Annotated in this window: 1 protein-coding gene; it reads right to left on the reverse strand. The window is 60.7% G+C overall.

The annotated features are described in order from the left end of the window. Positions 1-182: 182 nt before the first annotated feature. Positions 183-395 carry a hypothetical protein gene (locus tag AC1DX0_RS36400; RefSeq protein ID WP_477223764.1) on the reverse strand — a complete coding sequence of 71 codons (213 nt, stop codon included), beginning with the start codon at positions 393-395 and terminating at the stop codon, positions 183-185. Positions 396-979: the final 584 nt, after the last annotated feature.

Consider the following 979-nt stretch of genomic DNA (forward strand, 5'->3'; position numbering starts at 1 on the left):
ACCCTCCTTCGTGCGCCTTGCCCATCCGGACGAGACTGCTCATGAACGATGCTTTTTTGGCGCTACCCTGATTGTTGACACGTCAAGGCCAGGCGCGTGCATGGGGCGCAACTCACTGCTCCGCGAATAACGAATGATATACGGCCAGCGCGTGCGGTAAGCGCCACCAAGCCGCGTGCAGCTCAGTCCACCGGCGGCTCAATGACCCCAAAATCCACGGACTTTGCAAGCCGATCCCCGCCCTTGCCAGGTGCAATTTGGCCAAGTCGAAGCAACTCCCGCACGGCGTCAGAACGGGTCGGCATTCGTCTGTCGTAGCGCCATGCGTCGAGAACTGCGAGTTCTTCCGCATTCAGCATGATCTGGAGACGGTAGGTACGCTTGGGAATTGTCATCAGCTCTCGTTTTGCCGTTTTTCCGGCTTCTGTGACTTCGTTGCTTCTCCAGCGAGCGCACTGAGATCGGCTGCCCCTTTCGAGGCAGCCGAATGAATGAGTATGCGGAAAAAGTCAGGCATGGGCGAGTTTAACGCTGGCCGTTGCGCCCATTCCACCTGGCGCGCGCGGGCGCGGCGCGATTGATGCCGGGCACGGTGGCGGGTCATTGTCGTCATCGCGGCCGAAGAACCTGCCGCTCCGTCGCCAGGGCGCGCCACGACGTGAAGAGGACCGCCAAGGCAGCACTCGGGCCGCAATTCCCTCTCCCGCCTCGGGCATCGCGTCCAATGCGTTCAAAGCGCTCAGAATGCGCTCGACAGGGACAAGCGTCCCATCGTCCAGCCGGCGTATCGTCGGCTCGTTTTCCACCGCATAACTGTCGGATGCCCACGAGGCAAGCAGAGCCCGTTTCTCGGCACGGCTGAGACCTGGATGGTTGACCACCTTGGCCGGATCATCGAACAGGCACAGAAAGGCTTCGAGCTTGCCGGATCTTGGCGAGGAATGTGCCGGTATTTGATAGCGAGTGTGCATCTCCATTC

This window comes from Mesorhizobium sp. P3_A9, from assembly GCF_056402975.1.